6 protein-coding genes are annotated in these 24072 nt (G+C 66.4%); 5 read left to right on the top strand and 1 reads right to left on the bottom strand.

Going from position 1 to position 24072, the window contains the following annotated elements:
- Positions 1 to 221 precede the first annotated feature (221 nt).
- Genes ABH920_RS15205 through ABH920_RS15190 form a run of 4 tightly spaced genes read left to right on the top strand, consistent with a single transcriptional unit; the run spans position 222 to position 21129 of the window.
- A complete protein-coding gene (locus ABH920_RS15205) occupies positions 222 to 5645 on the top strand; it encodes a condensation domain-containing protein (protein WP_370349613.1) in 5424 nt (1807 codons plus the stop codon).
- Entirely contained in the window at positions 5635 to 9477 is a 3843-nt protein-coding gene (locus ABH920_RS15200; RefSeq protein WP_370349612.1) for an amino acid adenylation domain-containing protein, read from the top strand. Before ABH920_RS15205 ends, ABH920_RS15200 begins: the two co-directional genes overlap by 11 nt.
- Positions 9449 to 14038, top strand: coding sequence for an SDR family NAD(P)-dependent oxidoreductase (locus ABH920_RS15195; RefSeq protein ID WP_370349611.1), 4590 nt, complete (start codon positions 9449 to 9451; stop codon positions 14036 to 14038). Before ABH920_RS15200 ends, ABH920_RS15195 begins: the two co-directional genes overlap by 29 nt.
- On the top strand, positions 14035 to 21129 hold the full coding sequence (locus tag ABH920_RS15190; RefSeq protein ID WP_370349610.1) for an SDR family NAD(P)-dependent oxidoreductase: 7095 nt from the start codon (positions 14035 to 14037) through the stop codon (positions 21127 to 21129). Before ABH920_RS15195 ends, ABH920_RS15190 begins: the two co-directional genes overlap by 4 nt.
- 113 nt (positions 21130 to 21242) lie before the next feature.
- Here the strand turns inward: ABH920_RS15190 and ABH920_RS15185 are convergent, their stop codons facing one another.
- Positions 21243 to 22547, bottom strand: a complete 1305-nt coding sequence (locus tag ABH920_RS15185; protein WP_370349609.1) for a hypothetical protein — start codon at positions 22545 to 22547, stop codon at positions 21243 to 21245.
- Between the two features lie 307 nt (positions 22548 to 22854).
- Here ABH920_RS15185 and ABH920_RS15180 point away from each other — a divergent pair, with 307 nt between their 5' ends.
- Complete coding sequence (locus tag ABH920_RS15180) at positions 22855 to 24051, top strand: 3-deoxy-7-phosphoheptulonate synthase (protein WP_370349608.1); 1197 nt, start codon at positions 22855 to 22857, stop codon at positions 24049 to 24051.
- Positions 24052 to 24072 lie beyond the last annotated feature (21 nt).

The following is a 24072-nucleotide window of genomic DNA, read 5'->3' as shown; positions in this document are numbered from 1 at the left end:
GTCCGAAGTGTTGGTTCACGGTGCACCGCCGTATTCGATGAAGTATTCCCTGGCACTCTCTAACGACTCTCTACTATCATCATGCTCCATGACGCGGTGAATCGGACAGCGCAGTCGGCACTGTCTGTGGCCCGCGAGGCGGTTACCCTGGTCAGGGGGCAAGTAGTGACATCGAATACTTCACCGGTGGCTCGGCTTTCATCGGGCTGGAGCGTGGTCTCGTGAGTATCGGTGGTGGTGACTTGGGCGGTCTGGCGGTGGCCGTGGTGGGCATGGCCGGGCGCTTCCCCGGCGCGGCGGATGTCGCGCAGTACTGGCGCAACCTCTGCGCTGGGATGGAGTCCATCACCGACGTCACGGACGAGGAGCTGCTTGGATCCGGTCTTGATCCGGCGCGGTTGGAACCGGGGTATGTCCGGCGCGGGGCGTTCATCGAAGGCGAAGATCTGTTCGATGCAGGGTACTTCGACTACAGTCCGCGCGAGGCCGCGCTCATCGATCCGCAGCAGCGGCTGTTCCTCGAGACTGCGGTACAGGCCTTCCACGATGCGGGTTGCGAGCCGGCGTTGTTCGACGGCCTCATCGGAGTGTTCGCTTCGGCGGGCATCTCGCTATATCCGCTGAACCTTTTGAACGACGCGTCGCTGACCCGGACGGTGGGCGAGTTCTCGATCGCGCTCGGCAACGAGAAGGACTATCTGGCGACGCGGGTGGCCTATAAACTCAATCTTCGCGGTCCGGCGATCACCGTCCAGACTGCCTGTTCGAGTTCGCTCGTCGCAGTGCACCAAGCTTGTCAGGCGCTTCTCGCCGGCGATTGCGACATGGCGATCGCCGGAGGTGTCTCTGTCCGGGTGCCCCAGCGCGTCGGCTATGGTCCGGGGGAGGGCATAGCTTCACTGGACGGCCGGTGCCGTACCTTCGACGCCGAGGCCAGCGGCACCGTGACGGGAAACGGCGTCGGTGTGGTCGTGCTGCGCCGCCTTGAAGACGCGCTCGCGGACGGCGATACCGTGCGGGCCGTGATCCGCGGCACCGCGGTGAACAACGACGGGGCGGGCAAGATCGGCTATACCGCCCCGAGCCCGTCGGGTCAGTCCAGGGTCATCCGCAGCGCGCAAAGCGTCGCGGAGGTGGGGCCGGAGACGATCGGCTACGTGGAAGCGCATGGCACGGCCACACCCCTGGGCGATCCGATCGAAGTGGCGGCGCTGACGGAAGCGTTCGGATCGCCGGGTGGTCGGACCCAGTGGTGCGCGCTGGGCTCGGTGAAGACGAACATCGGGCACCTGGACGCGGCGGCCGGGATAGCCGCGCTCATCAAGGTCGTTTTGTCTGTCGAACACGGGATGGTCCCGCCCAGTCTGCACTTCCGTCGTCCCAACCCGGATATAGATTTCGCGTCGAGTCCGTTCTTCGTCAATACCTCGCTGCGATCCTGGCCGCTCCCCGACGGACCCCGGCGAGCCGGGGTGAGTTCGTTCGGGATCGGGGGAACCAACGCGCACGTGATTGTGGAACAAGCTCCCGACCGGGCCCGGCGGGCGGAGCCGGAGCTCGCCGGCGTCCAGACGTTGGTGCTCTCCGCGCGTTCCCCGAGTGCGCTGGCCCGTATGGCCGATGATCTCGCGGATCGGCTGGAGGCCGACACCGAGCTGTCATTGGCCGATTCGGCCTGGACTCTTCGGACCGGACGGCCGCAGCTTTCTGAGCGCCTAGCGGTGGTCGCAGCGGATCGGCGGTCTGCCGTCTCCGCGCTGCGGCGCAGCGACGAGCACATCAAGGGTTCGGTGTCGCAGGCCCGTCAACTGTCGCATCCCGTCTTCTTGTTCCCTGGGCAGGGCTCGCAATACGCCGGCATGGGTGCTGACCTGTACGCGGCCGAGCCGGTGTTCCGGCGCGAGTTCGATATGTGCGCGGACTTGGTTCGTCCACACCTGAGTCACGACTTGAGAATGCTGCTGGGCATGCGTGGACAGACGTCGGCGGCATCCGACCTGGAGTCCACGGCGGTTGTCCAACCCGCGCTGTTCGCGCTTGAATATGCGACGGCGCAGACCTTGCAGGCGTGGGGCATCCAGCCGGTCACGATGATCGGCCACAGCATCGGCGAGTATGTGGCCGCCTGTCTGGCCGGTGTCTTCGATCTCGACGACGCTCTGCGGTTGGTGACGACCCGCGGCCGCCTGATCGGCGGCCTGCCCCGTGGCGCGATGGCGGCGGTCAGCACGCCGCTTGCCCGCTTGGAACAGTACTTGCTCCCAGGGGTGGAAGTGGCGGCCGTGAACGGTCCGCGTCAGTGTGTGGTGTCGGGCTCCTTCGACGCTGTGCGTGACCTCGAGGACCGCTTGTCAGCGCACGGCGTGTCAAGCCGGCGACTGCGGACTTCGCACGCGTTCCACTCGGCGGCGATGGAGCCGATTCTGAGGGAATTCTCGGATGAGCTGCGAAGGGTGCGACTACGGGAGCCGGAGCGTCCGTACCTTTCCAACGTCACCGGCGGTTGGTCGGCCGAAGCCGCTGTGGACCGGCCCGACTATTGGGTCCGGCACCTGCGTGCGCCGGTTTTGTTCGCGGCGGGACTGTCCTGTGCGGTCCAGGCCGGAGCGGATCACTTCGTCGAGGTCGGCCCCGGCACCGCTCTCAGCCATTTGATACGAGGTCTGCCCGGGCGCGTACCGGCGGTGCCGACGCTCGCCGCGGGTACCGAAGAGGTGTCTTCCCTGCACCGCGGGGTTGCTCGCCTGTGGGTCGAGGGAAGCCCAGTGGACTGGCGGTCTGTGAGCGCGCGGCCCGGCGCTCGCGTTCCGCTGCCCCCTGTGCGCTTCGACAGTAGGAGTTTCTGGCACCAGGAAAAGGAAAAGGAACCGCCCTCGGTCGCTGAAGCCGGGATTCGTGCCTGGTCGTGGTCCCGGCGCGAGCTTGTCGGACGGCGTTGCCCGGGCGTCGCCTTGGTCGTCGCGTCGGGTCCGCTCGGACTCGACGTCGCAGCCGAACTCGCGAAGCCGGCCGACACCGGTCCCGGCATGGTGACCAGCATCGATACCGCGACGCTCGCCAACGCGGGTTGCGGGCTGACCGACACGACGCAGTGGCTCGAGACGCTCGATGCCGCCGGAGACGGCCTGCTGACGGTGGCTGATGTGCGCGCGCTCGACCGCGGACCGGCGGGTGTCGGACTCGGGGACCTGATCGAATCGGCGATCGTCTCCGGTGTGGGCGGTATTCGAGTGGTCGGGGCGGTTCGGGGGGCCGCGCGGGTGGAGAGCAGTGACCGCGTGACGGATACCGGGGCCATCGACGCCGCACGCTTGCAGCATGAAGTCCTAGGCCGATCCCGGGTCTCGCTGCTAACCGTTGATGTCGGCGACGATCCCGAGAGCGTCCAGGCCGGCCGGCTGCTGGCGACCGAGTGCCGGACTCAGTCGCGGGGGTGCGAGGTCGCGCTGCGCGGCGGACTGCGTTGGGAAGCGGTCCCGGTGCCGATTCCGGAAACGGGTGAGGGGGGCTGGGTCCCGCGTTCGGCGCGCTGCGCCATCGTGGGCGAGAGTCCCCTGGCGGCCCGGTGGCTCCAGCGATCGCGAGACACTTCGCAGGTCGCCGTCATAACGGATCCCGATGTGTCGCTGTTCTTCCACAACGCGTCGTCGGGAGTCGGTTTTCCTGAGTCGATCGAACGTGCGGATGGCCTTGTCGCGGTGGTCGAGCAGGCATCAGAGTCTGGTACCGCCTGCTTGGTCCACGTGGAGGGCGAGGGGGCACCGGCGGTGTCCCGATACCTGTCCGCCCGTCTCGGTGGCCTGCCGGATTGCTCGGTCGTCCTCGTGCCGACGGAGCCGATGACCGAATCGATGGTTGATCAGTATGTCCGGGCACTGGGCCGAGTACGTGCGCGCGAAATCGACCTGCGTCCGGACTCGTCCGCTGTACCAGCGTCCGGTGCCGAGCCGCCGGTGCCGACGGGATCGACCGAACCGGCGGGGCCCAGCCGGAGCGTCACCACTGCGACCGAGCAGGAGATCGCGCAGATCTGGCGGGACGTGCTCGGCGTGGAGGAAGTGGCGCCGGACGATGATTTCTTCGCCATGGGCGGTCATTCCCTCATCGCGAGCCGAGTGGCGTCCCGACTCCGAGCGCTGTATTCGGTCGAGATCTCTGTTCGGGACCTGCTCGAACACCCCGTCCTCGGCGACCTGGCACGTGTCGTCGATGCCGGAATCGACCGCGAGCAGGATGTGGCCGGGCCGAGGAAGCCCGAGCGGATCTCCGGTACGACAGGACCACTGTCCGCAGCACAGGAACGGATTTGGTTCTACGTACGGATGCAGCCGCACAATCCGATGTGGACGATGCTCAACACCTGCCGTCTGGATGGCGATCTCGACCTCGCCGCTTTGAACGCCGCTGCTCGAGAACTGGTCCGCCGTCAATGGTCGCTGCGGACGGCATTCCGTTACGCCGGCGTGCGTCCGTATCAGGAAATCCTGCCGACGCTGCCTTTCGACATCCCGGTCGTGGACTTGTCGAGCCTGCCCGAGCAGAAGGCGGCGGCACAAACTGATCGGCTGGTCGATCTGGCCGCGCAGACCGTGATCGACATCGAGGCGGGATCTCCGATCCTTCTGCAACTCGTTGTTCTGGGACCGCGCCGCCACCTGCTGGTATTCGGCTTTCACCACATCGTCTCCGACCATTGGTCCACTGGCTTGTTCCTCGATGAGCTGTTCAAGCTCTACTCGGCCTTCGCAACGGGAGGAGAGCCCCCGCTCGCGGAGCTAGCCGTGCAGTATATCGACTACGCCGAACGTCAGCACACTGAATTAAGCCAGAACTCGGCGGATGCTTCGATGCGCTATTGGATAGAGCAGCTCGCCGACACACCGGCTGTCGCCCTGCGCTCAGCGAAAGCCAGACCGCCCGTTCCGACGTTCCGCGGCCGGGCGCTCAGCTTCGAGCTCTCCGCCGAGGCGACCGCGGGTGTCGAGGAGTTGGCATCCGACTGCCGAGCGACGCCGTTCATGGTGTTCGCGGCGGCATTGTACGCCATGGTGTACGGCGCCTCGGGACAGCGAGACATCTGTATAGGCACGTTGACTGCCAACCGGGACACGCCGGATCTGGAGCGGATCATCGGGCTGTTCGTGAACCCGCTGGCGCTCCGTTGCCAGGTCGACCCGAACCGCTCGTTCCGCGAGCTGATCGCCGACGTGCGAGAGACCTGCCTCGACGCTTACAACCATGCGCACGTACCGTTCGAACGCGTCGTCCGAGAGCTGCGGATCGAACGAGACTCGGCCCGCAACCCGCTCTACCAGATCGCTCTCGTGGTGGAGAACTCGCCCGGGGCCGCGCTTGTTGCACACGGCCTGGACATCGACGTCGTCGGTGTCAACAACGCGACATCGAAGCTCGATCTGACCTTCGCTCTGTATCAGGAGCCGCGAGGCCACTTCCACGGTTTCGCCGAATTCGCGTTGGACGTCTTCGAACCCGACGACATCCGCGTACTGCTCGACGCCTACTTCCGCTTGATCACTGTGGCGGCGGCCGAACCGGCGGCGAATGTCGGCCGATTGTGTCAACTGGCCTTCGGACCTGCCGACGGTGCCGGGCCCGAGAGCGGAGGAGCGGCCCATGTGGACTGATACAGAGGCTTTGACAGCCGTCGCGGAGTATCCGCTTTCGGCGATGCAGGAAGGCATGGTCTTTCTGAGTCAGGCTGATTCCGACCACCAGTTCTACGAGGACTTCCTGCTCTACGACGTTCGCGCCCGGTGCGACGACTTGCTGCTGCGAGCCGCGTTCGCCGAGCTCGTGGCCGAGCATCCTGTGTTGCGGACATCCATCGACGTTTCGGCATATCCGGAGCCGATCCAGACTGTATGGCAGACGGCGCCGGTGCCATGGCTGACGCGGGACCTACGAGATCTCCCGGCCGACGATCAGCGTGCTCAAGTGCAGGCGGATATCGACGTAGAGCGGTTGCGCAGGATCGATCTGGCGATGCCGCCGCTTCTGCGTGTCAGGGTCTATCGCCTCGCCGACGATCTCATGAAGATCGTCCTTCACTTTCACCATGCGATTCTCGACGGATGGAGCGCGGCGACGGCGATGGCCCAGTGGCTGTCACGCTATGCGGAACTGCTCGACGGTGTGGACGCGACCGGTACGCAGGCGCCCCCAGAGTTCTTCGCGGAATTCATCGCGTTGGAGAAGGCCGCTGTCGCGGACGACCGGCATCGGGAGTTCTGGCGTCGGGAGCTGAAGGAAATCCAGGGTCGTCCTCTGCCGGTGCGGAATCCTGAGGCCGCGCTCCAAGCGAGAAACGTCACGGTGGTCCCCCCGGGGCTGATCAGCCGGATCCAGGACGCGGCCACCGGAGCCCGTGTTCCGTTCAAATCGGTGTTGCTCGGCGCGCACATGCTCTTCCTGGCCCGGGAATTCGGATATTCCGAACCGGTCACCGGCCTGGTCGTCAACGGCCGGCCAGAACGACGAGGTGCCGAGTCCGGGTTGGGAGTATTCCTCAACACGATTCCATTCCGGATCCCCATGACGGCGGACAGTTCCGCGGAGTATCTGGGAGCCGTGTTCGAGCACGAGATTGAGGTCCTGCCCTACCGAAGGTTCCCGCTCGCCGAGATCCAGCGGATGAACCACCGGGTCCGGCCCTTCGATGTGCTCTTCAACTATGTCCACTTCCGGGTCCTGAACGACGTCGGAGGCGGAGCCGTCACGGTGCTCGCCCAAGATGCGGTCGAACCGATCGAGCTGCCACTGTGCGTCACGGTCTCCCGGTTTCCGGCAGGCGACGAGATGACCGTCGAACTCATCCATGACGAGCGCTATGTCGATGCCGGGGAGGCAGCGCGGCTGGGCCGAGGGTTCATCAGGGCCTTGACGGATTTGGTGGAGGATGGGTTCGCATCGTTTCCGTCTGCGCCACACGCGATAATGCCCGCGCCTATGCCGCCTCCGCTTGCTCCGCAGACCGGCCGGGCCACGGAGACCGTCGTGGTGGCCGACGCCGATCTGGCCTTGGTCCGAGGGAACGTCGCCGGTTCAGGTTCCACGCTTGCCCAGCACTGCCTGGCCGCGCTCGCCGTCGTGATTGGTCGGTGCAGCGGGGTGGACGGCGGCTTCGGACTTCGCATACCCGCCGAGGCGGCGTCCAAGGCGTCGGATGACGAAGTGCTGGTCGTGCCGCCTGGCTTGTTGGACCGGCCGAACGGCCACGCGCTCGTCCGCGTGTTGGCCGAACAGCCTCGCCGTCGATCAGCCGTCGCGAACCAGGTCCCCAATGAGCCGGGCGCTGTCTGGATCGGCTACGGACACGTCCGAGGCGACTCCACCGAGCCGGCGGTTTCGGGAGCCGATCACTACGGCGCCATGCTGACGTGCACCGAGAACGATGATGAACTCATAGCCGAATTCACCTACGATCGGCGGATCCTCGCCGGTGGGCGCTGGTCGCAGCGCTGGCGTGAGGCGCTTGTGGCCTTGGCGTCCGACCGATCCGCGCTGGAGACAGAGGTTCTCCCGGCCGAAGAACGTGCCCTGATCGATCGGATCAATGATACCGGCGGCCGATTCACCGCGGAGGGTACGCTGGCCGACTGGCTCGACGTCGCCATGGGGACCCGGGCTGACGCGATGGCGGTTCGCGACGGGGGCGTCGGTTTCAGCTACAGCGAGGTCGGTTCCCGGACAGCGCGGCTCGCCGCACATTTGAGCGGCTATGGCGTAGGACCGGAGAGCGTCGTGGCGCTCTGTCTCGATCGCGGAATCGACCTGGTCTGCGCGATGCTGGCTGCCGTGAGGCTGGGGGCGGCCTTCTTGTGCGTCGATCCCTCCTATCCCGCGGCTCGAATACGCATGATGCTCGATGATGCGACTCCGGCTGTCGTCGTGGGTAGTCCCGCTCCGGAATTGCTGCCGGCCGGCGTGCCCGCGATCTCCGTCCACGAGGCTCTGGACGCTTCCGTGGTCGAGAGCAGCGGCAGCGAGACGGTCACTGGGGCGCACGCGGCGTACCTGTTGTATACGAGCGGTTCGACCGGGGAGCCCAAAGGCGTTGTGAACACCCACGCCGGTCTCGTGAACCGTATAGGCGTCATGCAAGAGGCCCATGGACTGGGGGCAGCCGATCGCGTGCTCGTCAAAGCACCCACCGGATTCGACGTGTCGGTGCGGGAGGTGCTGTGGCCGCTCTCGGCAGGAGCGACGCTCATCATAGCCCGGCCTGGGGGGCATCTGGACCCCGGCTACCTGGTCGAGTTGATCGAACGCGAAGGCGTCACGGTCATACAGATGGTTCCGTCTTTGCTGGGCCCCTTCCTGGACGCGATCGGCCCCGAATGTTGTCCCAGTCTGAAGGTGGTGCTGTGCGGTGGCGAGGCGCTCACTCCTGAGCTGCGCGATCGAGTGTTCGCGAAACTGCCGCAGGCGAAGTTGTTTAATCAATACGGTCCTACGGAAGCCGCCATCGATGTCACCGAGGGGGAGTGCCGTCCATCGGACGGGCCGGTCGTGACCATCGGCGCGCCGGTCGCCAACACGCGTCTGCGGGTTCTGGACGGTGGTCTTCGCGAACTGCCATTGGGCTGCCCGGGAGAGCTGTACCTGTCCGGCATCCAGCTCGCCCGCGGCTATCACGGCCGCCCCGGCCTCACCGCTGAGCGGTTCGTCCCGGATCCTCAGGGGTTCCCGGGGGCTCGGATGTATCGCACGGGCGACAGGGTGCGTCGAGGCGAGTCCGGCGACGTCGAGTTCCTCGGACGAGACGACGATCAGGTCAAGATCCGCGGCGTACGGATCGAGCTCGGCGAGGTGGAAGCCGGTTTGCGGGCTTTGCCCGGGGTGCGGGACGCGGCCGCTGCGGTGATAGCGGGCCATCATGGCGGTGAACGGCTCATCGGGTACGTGGTCTGTCGGAAAGGCGGCCCGGCTCCGCAGGAAATCAAGGAGCTGATGGCGGCCAGGCTGCCTTCCCAAGCAGTGCCGTCAGTCGTGGTGCTGCTGGACCGCTTGCCGTTGTCGCCCAGTGGCAAGCTGGATCGGCGGGCTTTGTCCGCGCCGGCGGTGCACACAGTGCCGGGCCCTGAGTCCGTGATGGCGAACGACACGGAGCGCCAAATCGCCCGGGCCTGGTGCGAGGTGCTAGGCGCGGACGCAGTCGGCCGCGAGGAGAACTTCTTCGACATCGGAGGGGACTCCTTGCTGTTGCTGAGGCTGCATGCTCGGCTCGTCCGTGACGATCCGCGTTTCGCCGAGTTGACGATCACCGATCTCCTGGCCCGTCCGTCCGTCGCCGCACAGGCGGGCGCCGTGCGTGGGGACGTGAGCACGGCCACGCAGACAGCCCGCCGGAGGGCTGAGGCCCGCCGGAAAGCGTCCCGACAGCGGCGGGGCCGTCCCGACGGCCCGGTGCGACCTTTCGAGCCTTGCGATGAAGGACACGATGATGCGCAGAAGTGATGTCAAGAACGCAGTCGCCGTGATCGGCATGGCTTGCCGTGTCCCGGGCGCCGCGCATCCGGAGGCCTTCTGGTCGAATCTCGCGGAAGGACGGGAGTGCATCCGCGACTTGACGGAGGAGGACCTGCGCGCCAGCGGTGTGACCGAGGCGGAGATGGCTGATCCTCGCTATGTGCGGCGCGCGGGTGTCCTACCGGATCTCGACCGGTTCGACGCGGGCTATTTCGGCTACCACTCGAGGGAAGCCGAAATGCTCGATCCCCAGCAGCGGCTGTTTCTTGAATGTGCTGCCCAGGCGTTGCAGGACGCCGGCCACGGCGCGACTGATCCTGACACATACGTGGGTGTCTTCGGCGCGGTGGGTCTGAGTTCGTATCTCCTCAACAACATAGCTCCGAACCTGGCTGAGCTCGATGACGTCAGCCCGTTGGAGCTGATGATCTCGCTGGACAAGGATCACCTGGCCACCCGTGTCGCCTACAAGCTCGACCTGCGCGGGCCGGCCATCACCGTGCAAAGCGCCTGCTCCAGCTCACTGGTGGCCGTGCACTTGGCCTGCCAGTCGATTCTCTCCGGTGAGTGTGACATGGCGCTCGCAGGCGGGGTCTCTCTGCGGGGCGCCGGCGAGGGCTATCTCGACAGCGGTACCGGCGTGGCATCCTCCGACGGCCATTGTCGTGCCTTCGACGCCGACGCGACCGGGACGGTGCCGGGGAGCGGCGTCGGCGCGGTGGTGCTGCGGAGGCTGGAAGACGCGCTGGCCGAAGGCGACACGATCCGGGGGGTGATCCTGGGCTCGGCGGTCAACAACGACGGTGCCGACCGGGTGGGGTTCACCGCTCCGAGTGTGTCAGGCCAAGCCCGGGTGATCGCAGAGGCGTTGGCGGTGGCGGAGGTTGCCCCGGAAACCATCGGTTACGTCGAGGCGCACGGTGCTGCGACCCCGTTGGGGGACCCTGTTGAAGTCACGGCTCTCACCGAGGCTTTCGGCGGCGGATCGGGCCAGTGGTGCGCTTTGGGCTCGGTCAAGACCGCCATCGGCCACCTCGACGCCGCCGCCGGGGTCATAGGCTTGATCAAGACGGTGCTGTCGGTGGCGGCGGGCCTGGTGCCGCCGAGCCTGAATTTCGTCCGGCCGAACCCGTCCATCGAGTTCGCCTCGACCCCTTTCTTCGTCAACACCGTCTTGCGGGAGTGGCCCGTCGACGGTCCGCGCCGCGCCGGCGTCAGCTCATTCGGGCTGGGAGGGACGAATGCCCATGTCATCGTGGAACAGCCACCGGCTTTGGAGCAGCGCGGCGAGGCCACCGGATCGGGACGTGAGGCCGATCCGCAGGCGATCGTGCTGTCAGCTCGATCGGAGGCGGCTTTGCGACAGTCGTCGCGGGAACTGGCCGCGCGGTTGCGGTCGGATCCGCGGCTCAAGTTGTCCGATGTGGCCTGGACTCTCCAGGTTGGCCGATTGCGGTTCGCACATCGACGTGCGGTGATAGCCCGGGATCCGGAATTTGCCGCCTCGGCGCTCGACTCGGGAACCGCCGACCTTTTCGACGGCACGGTCCCCTCGGGAGCTCGGTCGACAGTGTTCATGTTCTCGGGCGTGGGCGACCACTATCCAGGTATGACGGCGAAGCTCTACCAGCGCGAGCCCGTATTTCGTGCGGTGATTGATGAATGCTCACAAATCTTGGCCGGCCATCTGGGCAGGGATCTGCGCCCTCTTCTCTTAGAAAGAGCGCGCATCGACAGTACGGACCATGACAAGGGAGGATTCAGACCGGCTGCCGTCTCCGGAGAAGCGAACCCGGAAATGGACCGGACTGCTGTGGCACAGCCACTGGTGTTCATGGCCGAGTACGCGCTGGGCTGTCTTCTGCTCGCCGCGGGGGTGGAGCCGACCGCGATGGTCGGATACAGCATCGGCGAGTATGTGGCGGCCTGCCTGTCTGGCGTGTTCACAGTGGAAGACGTTCTGGAGCTGGTGGCTCGCCGGGCCTCGGCCATCGAGGACTTGCCGCCCGGTGCCATGAGCGCTGTTCTGCTGGACGCCGACTCCGTGACGAAAACACTCTCTTCCGACGTCTCCATCGCCGCCGAAGACGGTCGCTACCTCACGGTGATCGCCGGTCCGGCGGAGGCGGTGGCCGCAGCTGAGGCGGCCTTCACAGAGCAAGGCGTCGCGACCCGTCGGCTGCGCACCGAGCACGCGTTCCACTCGCCCATGATGCGCCCGATCGCCGCTGATCTGACCGGCGTCGTGCGCCGGTTCGAACTCGCCGCACCCCGGATACCCATACTGTCGAACGTCACTGGAACGTGGCTCACCGAGCCCGAGGCCAAGAGCCCCGAATACTGGGCCACACACTTGCACAGCACAGTGCGTTTCGCGGACAACCTCGCCGAACTGTGGCGGCTGCCGCATCCGGTGTTTTTGGAGGTCGGGCCCGGCAAAGCCCTCGGCAGCTTGGTCCAGCAGCATCCCGGCCGCGGCGATGCCCCGACGGGCGTGGTGCTGTCAACGCTGCCGTCGTCGTCGGCCGCCCTGACGGATCAGGCTGACGACCACGAGCATTTCACCACCGCGCTGGGTCGGCTGTGGGTCGCTGGCGTCGAGGTGGATTGGCAGGGCTTCCATGATCGGCGCGCGGATGCAGCGCCGCACCGTGTCCCGCTGCCCACTTATCCCTTCGAACGTGAGCGGTATTGGGTCGAGCCGACAGCTGTGGACCGGTGCTCATCCGGTTCGGGCCGTGCGACGGACGTCGCCGAATGGTTCTACCTCCCATCGTGGCGCCGTACCGCGGTCCCGCCATCGGAAGCGCCGGAAAGCGTGCTGATCTTGGGGCACGGGCACCAGTTCTCCGAGCGTCTCGCCGCGCGGTTCAGCAGCGGGGGCGCCCGCGTCATCACTGCCACCGACGGCGATCACCATCCTGTCGGGTCAAGTGTTCACCACCGAGTGGCGCTCACCGACCGCGACGACCTCGAACGCCTGCTCGGGCTGGTCTGCGACGACCCGGGTGGCATGCCGGACCGGATCGTGCATTGCGTCGGGGCGAGCTCTCCGGCCGACTCCGACGAATTGACCGCGTTGCGCTCGCTGTTCGCACTCGGGCAGGCGGTGTCGTCCAGGCGAGCGGGCGCCGGCACTGATATCTGTGTGATCACCGCCTACGGCCAAGCGGTGGCAGGCGAACCTCTGCTAAGGCCGGGGAATTCCGCGGTCGCCGCGCTGGCCCGGGTGGTTTCGCAGGACTTGCCCGGAGTGACCTGCCGGGTGATCGATCTCGCCCACGAGGGGGATCCCGACAGGCTCGCCGAGACCATCGCCGGAGAAATCGCGACGGCGCCGGACGAACCCGTTGTCGCCTATCGTGGCGCAGAACGTCTCGTGGCGGACTATGAACAGGTCCGGATATCGCAGGAACGGAAACCAGTCCTGCGATCGGGTGGCGTCTACGCCCTGGTGGGCGGGCTAGGATTCGTCGGTTCGAATGTCGCGCGCCGCCTCGCTCGGACGTCGGGGGTCCGGTTGGCGGTCATCCAGCGTGCTCCGGGTACCGCCGAGGTCGCCGCGGTCGTGGCGGAACTGGAGACGCTTGGTGCGGAAGTCGCGATCTTTGCGGCTGATGCGGCGGACCCGGCCGAGCTGCGCACCGCGCTGGACGGTGCGGTTCGACGCTTCGGCGCACTCCACGGGGTGGTCCACGTCGCGGGGCTGACCGCGCCGGAGGCGTTCGCGGGAATCGAGGATGTCTCCGCCGACCTCGTGGAAGCGCACTTCAAGCCCAAGGCCGCGGTCATGCGATCACTGCGGGAGGCCTTGGGGGACCGCCGCTTGGACTTCTGCGTCGTGTCGTCATCGTTGGCCTCGGTGTTGGGGGGAATCGGCCACGGGCCCTATGCCGCCGCCAACGGCTACGTGGACTTGTTCGCGACTCAGGCGACCCGATTCGGGGCCACGCCATGGACGGCAGTGGCCTGGGAGGCATGGGATTCCGGCGGGCCGTTGCCCAACGGACTCCGCGGGCAGTCGCTGTCGGAATATGTACTCAGCCCCGCCGAAGGCGCCTTGGCATTCGACCGGGTGCTCGCCAGCGGATTCCCCCCCAGACTGGTGAATTCGACGGGTCCCCTGCGCGATCGGCTCGACCAGTGGGTCACCAAGACACCCCGCCGAGCAGAGTCGGAAGCGACTCCTCAGGGGCGAATGCATAACAGGCCTTTGCTACAGACGGCCTACGTAGCTCCGCGGAACGCGACCGAAGAGACGATAGCCGGGCTGTGGGCGGAGACACTGGGCTTGGACCGCGTCGGGGTCTTCGACGACTTCTTCGAGCTCGGGGGTCACTCCCTGGTGGCCACCAGGATCGTGGCTCGTATGGTCCGGTCGCTGTCGGTCTCCATACCGTTGGGGACGTTCCTTCGCCACCCCACAGTCGCCGGTCTCGCCGAAAGGATCGAGGTACAGTCCGCCGCCGTCGAAGAGGGCGTGCCGTTGACCCGGGTGGACCGCAGCCGTTTCCGCATCGGCGCCGGCGACATGGGAGAGTCACGATGAGCGCATGCGCGTTTCCGCTTTCGTTCGCACAAGAGCGGTTCTGGCTTATCCAGCAGCTAGACCGGACCGCGCCCACCTTCAACATCTCGATGGCCTTGCGGCTGAACGGGCCGGTGGATACGTCCGCGCTGCGCACAGCCCTCGACACGGTGGTCGAACGGCATGACGCGCTGCGGACCAGCTTTCCGGTCATCGACGGCCGTCCTGTGCAGATGGTCGAAGAGAACTTGCCCCTGACTTTGTCCGAGGTCGATTTGGGGCCGATGCCGGCCGACCGACGGGCGCACGAGCTGTCCGCGCAGCTCGAAGCCGACAGCAAAGAACACTTCGACCTGGAAGCGGACCGACTCATTCGAGCGACGCTCATCAGGCTCGGAGACCGGGAGCACGTACTGGCCGTGTCGGTGCACCACATCATCTGCGACGGCTGGTCGCTCGACATCTTCCTTCGCGAGTTTACCAGCCTTTATAGCGCACAGGTGGAAGGTTCGCCCGTCCACCTGGCCCCGATCGCGATTCAGTACCCCGACTATTCGGTCTGGCAGCGCGAGTATTGCGACACCGCCACATTCGAAGCAGAACTCGAATATTGGCGTGCCAAGCTGGCCGGAGTCACCCGGAACGAAATCCCGCGCGATATGCCGAACCAGGCCGCACACAACTTCGCCGGCGGTCGGCACACCTTCGAGATCCCCGCCGATGTCATGGACAAGCTGCGTGTCGTGGCCGCTGAGGAACACGCCACGATGTTCATGATGATCCTCGCGGCGTTCACCATGTTACTGGCCCGGCTTCAGGGCCAGGAGGACGTCGTCGTGGGCACCTCGGTGGCGGGCCGTACCCGGCCGGAGCTGGAACCGATCATCGGGTGCTTCCTCAATACCGTCGCTCTGCGGACCGATCTGTCAGGAGACCCCTCGTATCTTGATGTCCTCAAGCGGGTGCGGACGACCTCACTGGAAGCCTTCGAGCTGCAGGAGGTTCCCTTCGAGCGTGTGGTAGCAGCTCTCGACGTCGCTCGTGACCTGAGCCGTACCCCGCTCTTCCAGACGATGCTCGTGCTGCAGAACGCCCCCGCGGAGGACGTGGACTTCGCAGGCCTGACCGGTTCGTTCGAACCGAGGTTCAACGGAACCGCCAAAGTGGATCTGATGCTTGACGTGGTGGAGTCCGGCGGCGCTCTGGCCTGTACGTTCGAGTACCTGACCAGTGCTTTCACGGCCGAAACCGTTCGCCGCGCGGGCCGTCAGTTGACACGGATCTTCGAGGCCGTGGCGGGTCAGCCCGGCGTTCGCTTGTCGGAACTGAGATTGGCCAGTCTCCAGGAGCGGCAGGCGGCACTCGGGTTGGGTGCCAGGAACGTGCTTGGCGATAGCCAGGCCATGACTGTGGGCCAGCTTGTCGATGTCCAAGCCGACAGGCTGCCCAACGCGCCGGCCGTCGTGAGCGATGACGGCCGTCTGACTTATCAGGAACTCAGATCCGAAGCCCACAAGATCGCTGACGCGCTCCTGGGGTCCGGGCTCCGAGCCGATGAGCCGGTGGCGGTCAGCCTCGCCTCAACCGGGAGACTGGCGGCCCCTGCGGTTCTGGCGCCCCTGATCGCCGGTGGCGCTCTGGCCGTGGTCGACGACGGCGAAGTCCCGCGCGATATCCGGTTCGTGGTCACGCCAGAGGGCGACGATGTCCGGATCACCGCGCTGCCGGTCGACGGCACCCCCGAGCCCGCAGGCTCGCAGAGGACCGGGTACGCGGTGACCGCTGCCGCGGCTGCGGACGCCGTGTACTGGGCGCGCGGAGTCCTGAGCTCGAACGAACTGGCCATGGTGACGCCGTTCACGGAGGACCCCGTGGCCGTCGGATGGTCGATTCTCCTTCCTCTCTGTTGGGGAGGCAGCGTCCTGATCCCGTCTGCCGATCCCGTGGCGAGCCGGCAGACTCCGTCCGGCGTGACTTTGGCGGTGACCACAGGCGATGACGGGCAGGACCACCGGTACCCGGGCACTACTGTGTCTTGCCGGATTCTGACAACGCTTGAGAAACCATTGTCGCGGCAAGGACGAGACAAGGCGTTGGTCCTCTACGCACCCTGGGGCGTCCCTTGTGCCGGGGCTGTCTTGGAAGGCGACTCATTGGCGCACGCCGGCCTCGAACCGTTCCTGCGCTCTGGAGTCTTCCTGCTGGACAGCTGTTGTGAACCGGTGGTTCCGGGCCAGCCTGGTCAGGTCTATCTGGCCGCGACGCCGTCGATCGATGACGGGCATCGCGTCGCCATCACCGTCGACGGGCGTCCTGTAGAGCTGGTGCCGACCGGCGACCGGGCCTTGTGGACGACGCGGGGCCGGTTGGCCTCGGCCATGGCCGGCCGTTCGGCGACGGCCGGAACAGCGGGTTCGGCGACGGCCGGATCGGCAACGGGTCTCCTCGGACGGCCCGACGAATCAGCCGTCGCCGACATCTGGCGAGAAGTGCTGGGCCTGGACCGGATCGCGCGTGATGCGAACTTCTTCGACCTGGGTGGTCATTCGCTCGGTCTGGTCCGGGTCCAGGCCGCGATCGCCGAGCGGCTCGGCCGTCGTCTGGAACTCCTCGATCTGTTCGCCAATCCGACTGTCGAATCGCTTGCCCGCTTTTTGTCCGCGGGCGAGGACCCCGCCATGGTCGTTGAACATCCGATGGCCCACGTCGGGGCTGAAGACGAGGACCCGGCACCGTCGGCCGGCCGGCGAAAGGGCGGTGCGGGCGGCTTTGAACCGATGGCGATCATCGGCATGGCGTGCAGATTTCCAGAAGCCGACGGCTATGACCAGTACTGGCGGAACTTGGTCGAGGGCGTTGACGCCACGCGGGTCCTCTCCGACGAGGAGCTGCTCGCAGCCGGCGTGGGCGTCGAAGAAATGGCGGATCCGTCATATGTAAGACGGGTCGGGGTGGTCGACGGCGTCGACATGTTCGACGCGGCGTACTTCGGCCTCGCAGGCCGCGAGACCGAGCTCATCGATCCACAGCAAAGGGTCTTCCTCGAAACCGCTCACGACGCTCTCCAGGACGCCGGCTATGACCCTGACCAGTATTCCGGCCGCGTCGGCGTCTTCGGCGGGATCGGCCTCAACCTGTACGGATGGGAGAATGTCGCGGCCAACAGCGCCGAACTCAACTTGACCCATCTTCAGGCCCTGATCGCGGTGGAGAAGGATCATACGGCGACCCGGACGGCCTACCGGCTCAACCTTCGCGGCCCGGCTCTGACGATTCAAACCGCGTGTTCGACCTCGCTGGTATCGGTGAACGCGGCCGTCCAGGCCCTGAGCCTGGGCGAATGCGACCTCGCCTTGGCGGGCGGTACCAACGTGGCCGCGCGGCCGACCGGATACCGCTACGTCGACGGCGGCACTTTGTCGCCCGACGGGCGGTGTCGCGCCTTCGACGCGGACGCGAAAGGGCCCGGTCCGGGAATGGGATCCGGCTTCGTCGTGCTTCGTCCACTGGCGGCCGCCCTGGCTGCGGGCGACACCGTTCACGCCGTGATCAGCGCTTGTGCGACCAACAACGATGGTTCGGACAAGGTCGGCTATACGGCTCCGAGCCTTTCGGGTCAAGAACGAGTGCTGCGTACCGCGTATGAAGCCGGTAAGATCGACCCGCGCACCGTCGGCTGCCTCGAGGCGCACGGCACGGGTACGGCGCTCGGCGATCCCATTGAGGTCGCCGCGCTGGTCAAGGCTTTCGGACCGGCCGTGGACGACGAGCCCTGGTGCGCGCTGGGCTCGGTCAAGACAGCCATCGGGCACCTCGACGCCGCAGCCGGCATCGCTGGCCTGATCAAGGCGGTGCTCTCGGTACAGCGCGGCCTGATTCCCCCGAGCCTGCACTTCCGGTCTCCGAACCCTGGCATAGGGTTCGCGTCGTCGCCGTTCTTCGTGAATGCACAGCTCCGGCCATGGCCTGAGAGCTTCCCGGTGCGGCGCGCCGGGGTGAGCGCGTTCGGCATCGGAGGAACGAACGCCCACGTGGTCGTCGACCAGCCGCCGGCTCCGCGAGAGGGCGACCCCGCGGCTGAATGGCAGCTCATCGTGCTCTCTGCAGCTACTCCGGCCGCCCTGGAGAGGTCCGCTTCGAACCTCGCCGACCATCTCGCGTCCCATGCCCAGATGAACTTGGCCGACGTCGGCTTCACACTGCAGGTCGGACGCCGTGCGATGCCCTGCCGGCTGGCGGTCGTGGCGCGCGATCTCCCGGATCTCGTGCATGCGCTCAGAGCCCGAGACGACAACAGAGTCATCCGGGGCGTTGCCGACAGGACAGACGGTGTCGTCCACCCCAGGGCGGGGTTCGCCGACGGGCCGCGCCACGGAAAGTCGGACGGCGATGAACGGGCTGCTTGGCTCCGGAGAATCGCCGATGCGTGGGCCGCAGGCGCGGATGTGAACTGGCAGGACCTGCACGCCGGAACTCGACGGTGTCGTGTCTCCCTGCCGACATACGCATTCGACAAACGTCGTTACTACGTCGAACCGGCCAGGATGCCCGAGAGCCCGACGGTGAGCGTGCCTGTTCGTCGTGAGCTCTCAGATGCCTTGTATCTGCCTTCATGGCGGAGGGCGAGCGCTTCGCCGAAGACTCGAGACAGCCGGTACCTGGTTGTCTGCGACAGCTCCCCGCTGGCCGGCGATCTAGTAGCCGAGCTTCGGTCCGCAGGGGCGGACGTCGTGCTCGCCGGGCCCGGGGCGGCCGCCGCATCAGCCGGCTGTTTCGCGGATCTGTCCGACCTGACCGGTATGACGGAGCTCTTCGAGACGTTGCGCCGTGAGTCGTCAGTGCCGTCTTCGGTGGTGCACTGCGTCGGGCCCGGCAGCGGAGAGTCGGCCGGATATCGCAGCTTGGTCGCGCTGGCGCGGGTGTTGGCGTCGGGACGGGCCACGGAGGTTGAATCTCTCGTGGTCGTAACTGATGGCGGACAGGCGGTGGCCGGCGAAACAGGCCTCGACCCGGAAGCAGCCATGAGCGCGGCACTCGTCCACGTCATGAACCAGGAATTGGGACGGATCACCTCACGTGTCGTCGATGTGGCGACCGGCGGCGGGCCGAGCTGGGCCGTGGCTCGACGTGCCGTCGCGGAGATCCGCAGCCAGTCCTCGGATGTGCTGGTCGCATTGCGCGACGCGGACCGTTGGACTCGGGGCTACGAGCCGCTCCAGACTGGCGCCGCGCCGTCGTTGCTGAGAGAGCGGGGCGTCTACATTCTCTTCGGCGGCACAGGGACAGTTGGGCGCGGTCTCGCGCGGTTCTTGGCCGAACGGTTCAGTGCCCGCTTGGTCCTGGTCCGCCGATCGCCTCTCGCGGCGGACACGGACCACGCGTTCATCAGCTCGTTGGAGGAACTCGGCGCGGTCGTTCATTTCGTCCAGGGCGATGTGGGCGATCGTGCCGACGTGCAGCGGGTCGTTGAGGAGACCGAGCGGCTGTTCGGAGCTGTGAGCGGAGTGGTGAACGCCTCTGGGGTGGTGGCAGAGGGCTACGCCGCGTTGCTCGCAGACCTCGATGCCGAGGTCTGCGAGCGCAATTTCCGGTCGAAGGTCGATGCGGCGGCCGCGCTCGAGGCCGTCTTCGCAGACCGGGGTCTCGACTTTTGCGTGTTGAGCGGTTCGTTGTCCGCAGTCCTCGGCGGCCTGGGCTACGGCGCCTATGCCGCGGGGAACGCATACATCGATGCTTTTGTGGAGTCGCTGCGCCGCCGACGCGACGTGCCGTGGATCGCGATCGACTGGGACGCGTGGGGCACCGCTGACGCGGCCGGCGTGGGGCCGGCTGCCGACCTTGCGGTGCCGTTGACCTCGGTCGAAGCAGCTGAGCTGTTCGAACGCATCCTGGTCGATGGTTTTCCGGCACGCGCGGTGGTCTCCAAGAGCGATCTGAGCGCACGGCTCGCGGCATGGGTCGATCGTGATCTCGGTGGTGCGCGAGACCATGATGAGAAGGAGGACGAACGGACGGCGATGCCTCGGTATCCCCGTCCCGACCTCAAGACGGTGGCGGTGGCGCCGCGCACTGAGACCGAATCCGTGATCGCCGCCATTTGGGCCGATGTCTTGGGACTGGACGCGATCGGGGTCTTCGACGACTTCTTCGAGCTCGGCGGAGATTCCCTGCTGGCCCTGCGGGTGGTCGAGCTGATGGAGCGGAGTCTCAAGCGGCCCGTGTCGCTCAGTGCGATCCTCGATACCGGCACGATCGAGCACCTGGCGGATGCCATGGACGGTGACGGTGCGGCAGCCGAACAGGTCCTGGTTCCGCTCGGGGGTGAGGGCGACCGCAACATCTTCCTGGTGCATCCGCTCGGCGGTAGCGTCCTGGGTTATCGGAGCCTTGTCGGACGGTTGCCGGCGACGCTCTACGGACTCCAGCCGCCGTCGCTTGTGGAGAACCAGGTGGGCGTGCCGAGCATCGGCGACCTCGCCGAGCGATACCTCGCGGAGGCCACAAGAATCCAGCCTCAGGGCCCGTATCTGATCGGCGGCTGGTCTATCGGCGGCACGATCGCGGTCGAGATGGCTGAGCGGCTCCTGGCAAGGGGCGACGAAGTCGCCTGGACAGGGGTGATCGACGCGGCGCCGCCACGGCCCGGCGACGACTTCGCCACCGATCGGGAGCAGATCGCCTTTGGCGACTCCGAGATCCTTAAATCGCTGGGCGTCGCGACGACCACGGATAGCGTGCCTCCCGTCCCGGAGGGCTACGAGCAGGGTGCGCTGTCCGAGCGCATCGAGAGAACCGCACAATGGCTTGTCGAGCACCGCTTGCTTTCGCGCGGGCCTGATGTCGAGCGCCGGGCCCGGATGTTTGTGGTCGCGCGAGACAACCTGCACGCGTACCACCGGCACCAACCCACCGCGTTCGACGGCCGGATCAGTGTGTTCGCGACGGACTCGAGTATCGAAGTGACCGCGGATCCCACGCTCGGTTGGGGGCGGGTGGTAAACGTAGAGCAATCGATGCTGCGCGGGGAACACGAGACTGTACTGGAGGAGCCGCAACTATCGGAACTCGTCATATTGATGCGGCACAGTCTGTCCAGAGTGATTGGCTCTTGACCGGACGAAGCGAAGGTCGTAGCGCTCCGGCAGGGATTCGGTGTTCGTGATAGGCACATACGCAAACGTCGTCGTCTTTAAAGACGACGACGTTTGCCTCTATGACGAGCGGGCTAAACGCGCGGAAGAAAAAGATCGTTAAGGGTTGACACGTAGTCTGCGTCACTGCCGGAAGAGACTGTGCAGTAGAGAAACGAATCGGAGCCGACGACGGGCGCGACGGGGCTGACCAGGAAGACTCCCAGCCCGATGGTCGGGTCGAAAGTGATACCTGCCTTTGCCAGACCTTCGAGGAAATGTTCCGTTGAACGGATGTCCCAGCCGGGCTCCGCTCGGCGTTGGCGCACGGTCGTGTGCGCCGGCACCACGCCACGCTCAATGAGATGGTGCAGATGCGAACCCGATGTGGTGCGCGCGTTCACCTCGGTGGACATCACCTTCCCGCTGTCGGTGACGATGCCGTCCAGGGAGAGGAGACCGCGGTATCCGATCGACCGGTAGATTTCGGCGAGCCGGAGCGCGCTCCCCGATGCTTGGTCCAGAGCAGGATCTGCCAGCCCGGGATTGCCGAGCGTCTCGCAGACGATCCCGCCCTCCTCATATGACAAGACGCCTGTGCCGACGATTGCGCAGGCTTCGTCGGTGACCTGCACTTCGACATACATCGTGGTTTGGACGCTCTGGAGCTCCTCCACGATCACTGGGAACCGGGATTCGGAGGAAGCCCATGACCACCGACTCCGCCAGTAGGTCCGGACGGCGTCGGGTGTGTCGGAAAGCCGGTACTCGTGGCGCGCCCCGATGTTCGCCGGCGAGCTTGAACCGGGCCGCAAGACCATCTCATTGCCGAATCCGGCGCCGCTGTGTGCCCGCTTGACCATCGCGCAGTGGCCGGACTCAGTGATGCTGCTCAAGGCGCGGGCTGCGTCGGCTTCTGTGTGGCACACGAATCCGGGTGCGATGACGACGTCTGCAGCCGCGGCCAGCGCCCGGAAGACAGCCTTGCTGTTCGCCATCTCTGTGCCGCCCTGCGCGAAGAACGCTGCTCCCGGGGTCCGATCGGTCAGCCCGAGAACGGCGGCGCACTCGCTGACGAGGGCGGAAGGAAACAGAGAGAACACCTCTGTGATCCGCTCGGCGTGCGGTGACATGTCGGCGATGAATGAGGAGTGGGTTAGCGATTCCACCTGGATCACACGATTGCCCCGGGGCCCGGGAGGGCAGGTCACGACGGCGATTCGGTCACTGTCGATGAACTTCACGGCGGCGACGTGTCGCACGAAGGAGGCGTCGGGCGTATCCGAGACCACGACCAGGTCGCCGTCGTCGGCGAACCAGAAAACACGCTGAGACCAGTCTCGGGCGTCGCGACCGAGCCAAAGGGCGCTGTCGACCGCATTGGCGATCAAGAGCTTCACCGGTGCCCGTCCTTCCGTAGTGCCGAATGGTCGTCCATTGAAGGCGTTACGGCGCAGGCCCCATGGGGTGGCGACTGGGCGGATCGCGCAACAGCCGCCGACGGACACGATGCGTCGATGACGTATTCAATCTTCAATGAAGACATCTCATCGTAACGATTCGGAACCAGCATAGCGTCTGCTAAATTCGTGGAGTCAACACTCGGCGCGTAAAAGCTTCAACGATCGCCCCTCCACGACCCGATCCGACACGCGGGTCTGCCTCCCCACCGCCCCGACGCTTGCAGAACGGACGATCATGGTGACAGTGCGATCCGAGGCCGGCGAGCGCGGCAGCGCCCGATCTGCGCCGCAGGACTTCGATGAACAAAGCCGCCGGGAATGGCAGCAGCCGGACTGGGACGATCACCCGGATCGGGCCTGGGCGCTGGGGGAACTGTCCCGGGCCGCGCCTCTGGTGTCGGCGGCGGAGCTCCGGCAACTCCGCGAAGGACTGGCGGCGGCGGCCGAAGGCGAGTCACTGGTCCTGCAGGCGGGGGACTGTGCCGAGAGTTTCGCTGAGGGGACGCCTTCACACATCGCCCAAAAGCTTCACCTGCTGCGCTCGCTGGCCACGGAGCTTTCCGAGCGAGACGGCCGGCGTGTGCTGCAGATCGGCCGGATCGGGGGTCAGTTCGCCAAGCCGCGGTCCCACGAACACGAGCACCATGGCGGTCGTGACCTGCCCGCCTTCCGCGGACACCTGATCAACTCCGAGATCCCGACGACCGATGGTCGCCAACACGATCCCGCGCGCATGGTCATAGGCCACGGTCACGCCGCGCAGATTCACCGGCTACTGGACAACGCCCGCGAGAACGACGGTGCCGGGCCCTGGAGCAGCCACGAAGCGCTGGTGCTCGATTATGAAAAGGCATTGATGCGAGGTGGCGAGGCCGGCGGTGGATATCTGAGCTCGACTCACCTGCCATGGATTGGCGAACGCACCCGCCGGGCCGACGGCCCGCATGTCCGCCTGCTGGCCCCGGTGCAGAACCCGGTCGGCTGCAAGGTGGGTCCTTCTGCCGACCCGGAGGAACTCGTGCGGACGTGTGACGCCCTGGATCCCTTCCGGATCGCCGGCCGATTGGTCCTGATCACCCGGATGGGTTGGCGGCACGCGGAGAACCGGCTCCGCGCCGTCGTTCGAGCCGTGGCGGCTGCCGGCCATCGGCCGGTATGGCTTTGTGATCCCATGCACGGCAACACCGTCGTCACGTCCGACGGCGTCAAGACCAGATTCCTCAGTCACATCGCCGCGGAGGTCCGACAGTTCAGGCGGGTGCTGAACGGCTGCGGCGTCCCTGCCTCCGGTTTGCATCTGGAGGTCTCCGCCGACCAGGTCACGGAATGTGTGGGTGCGGACGTGCCGGACCCGGCCGCGCTGAAGAACCGGTACACGACCCTGTGCGATCCGCGGCTCAACCCGCGGCAGGCGCTGGAGGTGGTGTCCGTGTGGTGTTGAGGTATCACCCCTGACGCATCG

The organism is Catenulispora sp. EB89 (genome assembly GCF_041261445.1).
Taxonomy (GTDB): Bacteria; Actinomycetota; Actinomycetes; order Streptomycetales; family Catenulisporaceae; genus Catenulispora.
This window is presented reverse-complemented; position numbering and strand designations above follow the sequence as displayed.

Bases quoted from the DNA above. Each gene is read 5' to 3' on its own strand.
- ABH920_RS15200 (WP_370349612.1), top strand. From the start codon at position 5,635: ATGTGGACTGATACAGAGGCTTTGACAGCCGTCGCGGAGTATCCGCTT.
- ABH920_RS15190 (WP_370349610.1), top strand. From the start codon at position 14,035: ATGAGCGCATGCGCGTTTCCGCTTTCGTTCGCACAAGAGCGGTTCTGG.
- ABH920_RS15195 (WP_370349611.1), top strand. From the start codon at position 9,449: ATGAAGGACACGATGATGCGCAGAAGTGATGTCAAGAACGCAGTCGCC.